6 protein-coding genes are annotated in these 6,199 nt (G+C 63.0%); 3 read left to right on the top strand and 3 right to left on the bottom strand.

Features of this window, described 5'->3' with window-relative positions; all coding sequences use genetic code 11:
* The first annotated feature begins 79 nt into the window (after positions 1-79).
* From P8R42_17990 to P8R42_18000, 3 genes are all read left to right on the top strand, one after another.
* Positions 80-1,339 (top strand): cytochrome P450, encoded by a 1,260-nt coding sequence (locus tag P8R42_17990; GenBank protein MDG2306499.1) that lies wholly within the window; start codon positions 80-82, stop codon positions 1,337-1,339.
* 115 nt (positions 1,340-1,454) lie between these two features.
* The gene (locus tag P8R42_17995; protein MDG2306500.1) at positions 1,455-1,892 is read left to right on the top strand and encodes a disulfide bond formation protein B; all 438 of its coding nucleotides are present in this window, start codon (positions 1,455-1,457) and stop codon (positions 1,890-1,892) included.
* Complete coding sequence (locus P8R42_18000) at positions 1,889-2,545, top strand: thioredoxin domain-containing protein (GenBank protein ID MDG2306501.1); 657 nt, start codon at positions 1,889-1,891, stop codon at positions 2,543-2,545. Before P8R42_17995 ends, P8R42_18000 begins: the two co-directional genes overlap by 4 nt.
* A gap of 191 nt (positions 2,546-2,736) precedes the next feature.
* Here the strand turns inward: P8R42_18000 and P8R42_18005 are convergent, their stop codons facing one another.
* The 3 genes from P8R42_18005 to P8R42_18015 all read right to left on the bottom strand — a co-directional run bounded on the left by P8R42_18005 (position 2,737) and on the right by P8R42_18015 (position 5,955).
* Complete coding sequence (locus tag P8R42_18005) at positions 2,737-3,330, bottom strand: hypothetical protein (GenBank protein ID MDG2306502.1); 594 nt, start codon at positions 3,328-3,330, stop codon at positions 2,737-2,739.
* A 302-nt stretch (positions 3,331-3,632) separates the two neighbouring features.
* Positions 3,633-5,333: a hypothetical protein gene (locus P8R42_18010; GenBank protein ID MDG2306503.1), complete on the bottom strand. Its 1,701-nt coding sequence runs from the start codon at positions 5,331-5,333 to the stop codon at positions 3,633-3,635.
* Positions 5,334-5,775: 442 nt separating this feature from the next.
* The gene (locus tag P8R42_18015; GenBank protein ID MDG2306504.1) at positions 5,776-5,955 is read right to left on the bottom strand and encodes a hypothetical protein; all 180 of its coding nucleotides are present in this window, start codon (positions 5,953-5,955) and stop codon (positions 5,776-5,778) included.
* Between the last annotated feature and the right edge of the window lie 244 nt (positions 5,956-6,199).

A 6,199-nucleotide genomic window follows, 5' to 3' on the forward strand; every position in this document is an offset into this window, starting at 1 on the left:
CGATCGATGGGGGAACATCCGTCAGTCGCCAGCACGGCACACTTGCACTCGGGAGAATGCGCCGATACCCCGGTCGATCATGAGCACCAAAGACGTCGCGAGCGAGGTCGATCTATCCCAGGTGGATCTGATCGACTTCGGCCTTTACCGGGCCGGGTTCCCCCATTCGATCTTCAACCAGCTTCGCCGCGAGGCACCCGTCTGGTGGCAGCCGGTTCCCGAGAGTCTCATGCAGTGCTCGGACCCCGGGTTCTGGGTGATCTCGAAGTACGACGACGTCCAGTCGGTCAGTCGAGACGCCGAGTTGTTCTGCTCCATCGACGGCCCCTCCATCACCACGATGGAAGAGATGAAGGACACCATGCTGGTCACCATGGACGGAGAGCACCACACCCGTCAGCGCAAGACCATCAATTCGGGATTCACCCCCCGCATGGTGAGCCGACTCGAGTCGCAGGCCCGGAAATGGGCGACCCGCATCGTCGACCGCGCACTCGAGCGAGGGCGCGTCGAGTTCGTGAACGAGGTGGCCTACCAGCTCCCGATGCACATGATCGCCGACATCGTGGGCATCCCGCTGGAGGATCGGGAGTCGCTCTTCGACCTCTCCACGCGCTTGCTGAACCCCGGCCAGCCGGAAGACCCGGAGACGCATTCGCGACACATGGCAGCTCAGGTGGAGATGTTCACCTACGCCCAGCAGCTCGTGCAGACCAAGCGGGACAATCCCGAAGACGACGTCTGGACCATCATCTCGAACATCGAGTTCGAGAACGAAGACGGCACCAAGGAGAAAATGAGCGAGTTGGAGCTCAACTTCTTCTTCTTCCTGCTCACGCTCGCGGGCAGCGAGACCACACGAAACGCGATCTCCCACGGCCTCATGGCACTCGTGGCGCACCCCGATCAGCTCGAGAAGCTCCGGCAGGATCCCGCGGCAATGAAGCCCGCGGTGGAGGAGATCCTGCGGTGGGCGTCGCCGGTGGCGTACTTCGCGCGTCGGGCCACGCGGGATACGCAAGTACGCGGGACGAAGATCCGCGCCGGAGAACGGGTCACGGTCTGGTATCCATCGGCGAATCGAGACGAGGAGATCTTCGAAGATCCGTTCCGTTTCGACGTCTCGCGCCAACCCAACCACCAAGTTGCGTTCGGAGGAGGCGGCGCACACTTCTGTCTGGGAGCGAACCTGGCCCGGCAGGAGATCGCCATCCTGTTCCAGGAGCTTCTGGGAAGGGCGAAGGAGATCGAAATCGTCGCGCCGCCGAAGTACAGCGTCCTCGGCATCCTGAACCCGATCCTCGTGATCCCGAGCGAGATTCAGGTCAGGATCACCTGACCGACCGGGCCGGTGCCCGGAACGCGAAGCTGGTGTGCAAAGGGAACAGCATTCCGGTTTGCCTAGCTTCGACCGAACGACGCAGCGACGCGCTCCTTGCGCTATCCTCAGGACCATGACCGAACCCGGGAACCCCACCGACCCTGACTGGGCGATGCTGTTCGCCTGCTGGCTACTGGTTGCCACCGCGACCCTGGGCAGCCTGTTCTTCTCAGAAGTGATGGAACTGCCGCCGTGTTCTCTGTGTTGGGCACAGCGGATCTTCATGTTCCCCCTGGCGATCATTCTACTCGTGGGGCTCGTTCCGTTCGATCCCGGCGTCGTGCGGTACGCGCTGCCGCTCGCCGCTACCGGCGGCGTGATCGCGCTCTATCACCTACTCCTGCAGGTTGGTGTCATCCCCGAAAGTGCGGCACCCTGCCGCCATGGAGTCTCGTGCTCTGAGGCCCAACTCGACGTTCTGGGCTTCCTGTCGATCCCCATGCTTTCGTTGGTCGTGTTCTCGAGCGTCACAGGGCTGCTCTTGTTGCTGAGGAGGCGACAGTCGCCATGAAGAGATCATTCGTCGTTCTGGCCGCCGCGGGCGGGCTCCTGCTCGCCTTTGTAGCCGCGACTCAGCTGTACACGAGTCTCGAGGCAGATCGCATCGAGACGCTGGCGACGGGCGCGGATTCCCCGCTGGAGAGGCCCCACTCGCGAAAGAAGGGGCCGGCCGACGCCAAAGTCGTGCTCGTCGAGTTCTTCGATCCCGCATGCGAGACCTGTCGGGACTTCGATCCCTACGTGAAGACCCTGCTTGCCGAGCACCCCAATCGCGTGCGCCTGGTGCTGCGCTACGCGCCGTTCCACCAGGGATCCGATAGCGTGGTCAAGGCTCTCGAAGCGGCGGGATTGCAGGATCGCTACTGGGAGACTCTACAGGTGCTTTACGAGACCCAACCCCAGTGGGCGAGCCACCATCACCCCCAACCCGAGAAGATCTGGCAGTTCCTCCCGAGCGCTGGCGTGGACGTCGATCGGGCTCGCCGCGACGCCCAGGACCCGAGATTCGCGCAGATCATCGAACAGGACCTCGCAGACCTCAAGACGCTAGGCGTACGCAAGACACCTCAGTTCTTCGTGAACGGCAAACCGCTCACCCGGTTCGGCTACGAACAACTCAAGAGCCTCGTAGAAGCGGAGATCGCAGCGCAATACCCGCAATAGGCTCCGCACTCCGTCCGCCCGTCGATCATCAGCCGCGGGCTTGTGGCGCGTCTATGCGGCCGCGTCGGCCGAGCTGAGAACCTCCGCCGATTCCGCACCCGGGCGGCAGGCAACATGAAGGCCCAGTTCTCCTGGTAGGCGCCGGCGGGCTTGACGGGCAACTCACATTCCTCCGTCAACCGATCCCTCAATCACACGTGCACTCGCCCCCGGTGCTCAGCGGCTCGACGACGACGTCGGGGACACAGGCCGAGACTTCGAAGCGCAGGCGCTCCGCGACGTTGCAGATCAACTCGTCTTGGATCTCGCACCCACCCACCCAACCCGCCCGCATCGTTCCCTGCCCAGATCGTCAGGAACGGGCACTCGAAGGCCTCGACTTCCGCAGGCAGGTCGAACCAGGTCCCGGCCTCGAGAACTTCGGACGGACGAAACGAGTTGGCCTTCATCGCGTAGACCATCCAATCCGCGAACGCGGAGTCGTCCCGCGGAAAGAAACGCCGACAGCCATCGTACAAGGGGAACTGCTGCGCAGGAGCATCTTCGAACCGAGGCGGGATGTCCACGCTCACGTTGGGATCCTCGACCACAGGGTATAGGGGCTCGTCGATCACCCGCATGCGGCCGTTGCCGATTGCGATCCGGGCGAACTGGCTCGGGTTCAGCCCGGCGACGCGCAGCCCGACGACGGGCCCATCCGCCGAACCCTCGTCGACGTAGGCCTGCCGCAGCCCGTCCAGCTCCACGTAACGAGAGTCGTAGGACCAATCCGCGAGGTCCTCCAAGCAGGAGTCCGGCGTGCGAACGAACTCGACCCCGGCCGCCGCGTTCAGGATCTCGGGCTCCGCGTCACACGCTCGAGGGGGCTAGGGCGTCGTGCCCGCGGGCTTGTCGCCGTCGCCGCACGCGCCGAGAGATAGGATCAGAACGGTGCCGAGGATCGAGGAAAGGCACGAACGCCGTAGCTGCTTCATGGAGTCCCCTCAGGCAAGGTGTAGCTTTTCAGCGAGCAACATGAGGAGGGGCTCGCACGAAACCTTGGACGCCCACCAAGCCATCGCGTGGGCGCAGGCCCACGCGGGACCGATCACTCCTTCAAGAAGTACGACAGGCTCCCTTGGTACATCTCGTCATGGGTGGTGATGCCGCCCCGGATGCTGCAGGCATCGCAAAATCCGTCCCCAGCCCCGGGGCTCGAATCGCAGGCGGCATCGTCGCCTACCAAGTTCCGGATTCCGTCATCACAATTGATCGTGAGACGGTCCACGCCCTCATTGACGCAACGATAGGGTTCGCAGCCGGCGGAAGCCGTATCGTCCGGTCCTCCGAAGCTGTAGGGCCGCAACGAGGAGCGACTCAGCTGGTCGATGTCGATCTCACCATTCTCATCGATGCCGTTTCGGTACAGCGTGCAGAAGTCGAACGTTCGCGTCGCCGGATCCTCGTCGGGGAAGTAGATCGGAGTGTCGTAACGCAGGATGACGGGGTCGTTGTAGAAGATAGAGTCGTAAATGAGCTCGCCGTCAGGGTTCCTCCACGTCGAGCGCGCGCCTAGGCGGTGCGTATGGGAACCCCCTCCCGTGAGATAGGCCCCCTGCGGCAACGTGACCTCGGTGCAGAAAGTCTTCTCGGTGTACGCTTCCGGGCCTTCCCGGAGGAGCCGCGCGATCCCGAACGCCCCGAGAGGCCCTTCGCTAGGATCGTCCGTCGTGATGCCTCGCTGAGGCCACCGCGCGTCTTGGGCGAACTCGAAGTTGATCTGGGCAGTAATCGGGGCATCTTCGGTGCTCAGGTTGAATGCATGGAGGTTGTAGGAGACGACGGTTCGACACGGCGCGGTACCAAAGACCCCCTCTGCGAGTTTCTGATACATGTGAGGCTGTTGGGTGCCCGTAAAGTTTACCATCAACGTCCCATTGGCGGGCTCATAACCGTTACATCCGAGCTGCGGAACGATCGGTGTGGCGCAACGTCCCTCACCGCATCCGCCCTTGTCCTTCGGGGCGCAGGCTTCCCCATCTTGTTCGCCGCCCAGGCACGCCCAACCGGTGAACACACTGGGGTCGATCGATTCGCCCCCGAAGTTCTCCACCGGTACGCCCACCAACATATGGTGGCTTAAGGGAGGCATCAAAATCTCGTTGACGGCGTACCGGAACAGATTCGAATCCGGGATGCGGTACTCGTCGGGGATCTGCTCGCAGAAATCCTCGTACACGGCCACGCAGGTTTCCGTCTCGGAAGCTGCGGCCACTAGCTGGATCGGCATCTCGATCTGCACGCCCACGGAAGCCTCCGGGGCGTCGAGAGGCTCGATGGAGAAGACCTCGGGGGGCGCCAGACACACGCCGTCCAGGATCTCGTCGGTCCCCTGAACCATCACGCCCTCGACAGCACCACTGTAGATCCAGAAGCGGATCAGATTGGTTACTTCGGGCGGCAAGGTGCCGGCGGGCGGCATGGGGCTCCCGCGGAGGACGAGCGACTCGTCCGTCCACGACATAATTTTGTCGTAGAGGAAGCTGCGTTCCGTATCCCCGGGATGGACCCGCAACTTGTCCGAGGCATTCGCGTCCACCTTGTAGAGGCTGTCGTAGGCGCGGCCCTCTCGGAGATCTAGTCCGCCGAGTTTTTCTTCCCCGTGGCACTGCACACAGTTGTCGGTGAAGACCTGCTGCACGGCTTCGAAGGTCGAATGGAACACGACGTCGCATTCCGAGTTGGGCCCCGGTTCGGGCTCCGGCTCCGGCTCCGGCTCAGGCTCGACTGGGGCTTCGGGCTCGGTCACGACTCCAGATCCTTCACCAGAGCCCCCGCACGCGCTGAAAGATAAGACCAGAGCGGTGCCGAGGACCGAGAGAAAGCACAAACGGAGTAGCTGCGTCATGGAGTCTCCTGGGGTGAAATGTGCTCTTTTTAACGAGCACCATGAGAGTAATACTCTCACAAAATAGGACATACTCTTCTCATTGGAAGGTCGAGTTGTCAACTTCGTATCTCGCAGGAAAAGCCGGCAGGACCACCAAGCGCCTCCCCGTGAACGAGCGCCGACAGCTCGCGATCGACGCTCACATAAACTTGGTCCTCAAAGGGCACCTCCCCCCGACCATCGAACAGGTGGCGAGCCGTTCCGGCATCTCGGTGCCAACGTTGTTTCGCTACTTCCGCAATCTCGGCGAGCTCCTGAAGGACCCGGCCATCCTGTCCGCAAAGCGGCATCGTCATCTGCTTCAGGTGCCCGACATCGGCGTGGGATCACGCGACAAGCGCATCCGGCGCTCCGTGTCGAATTTTGCGAGAAGACCCATTTCCTGGCCCGACTCCTGCGCAGCGGCGCGCTCCACGAGCCCGAAGCGACCCAGATGCTGGCCTTCCGCCCAAAGGTGATGGCCGACCAGATCCGCGCGCACTTCGATACCGAACTGCGCGCCCTCTCACCCGCCCATCGGGAGGATGCGGTCGTCACCGTCGCCCCACATCTTGTCCTGTTCTGTCCGGTGAGCGTCGCCCGGCTAGAACGCGACCTGCATCTGCACGCGCCACATCCAACCGTCGTCGCCCGGGCGGTACCCGGGACCAGAGTTGCTGGTCGGGCTGCCGAAGACTCGGGTGAGGTCGCTCGAGAGCTTCACCTGCTGCGTGCCGAGAATGTAG

This window comes from Candidatus Binatia bacterium (assembly GCA_029243485.1).
Lineage (GTDB): Bacteria > Desulfobacterota > Binatia > UBA12015 > UBA12015 > VGTG01.

What these genes read in the sequence shown, in the direction of transcription:
- P8R42_17990 (MDG2306499.1), top strand. Translation starts at nt 80, where the DNA reads ATGAGCACCAAAGACGTCGCGAGCGAGGTCGATCTATCCCAGGTGGAT.
- P8R42_17995 (MDG2306500.1), top strand. Translation starts at nt 1,455, where the DNA reads ATGACCGAACCCGGGAACCCCACCGACCCTGACTGGGCGATGCTGTTC.
- P8R42_18000 (MDG2306501.1), top strand. Translation starts at nt 1,889, where the DNA reads ATGAAGAGATCATTCGTCGTTCTGGCCGCCGCGGGCGGGCTCCTGCTC.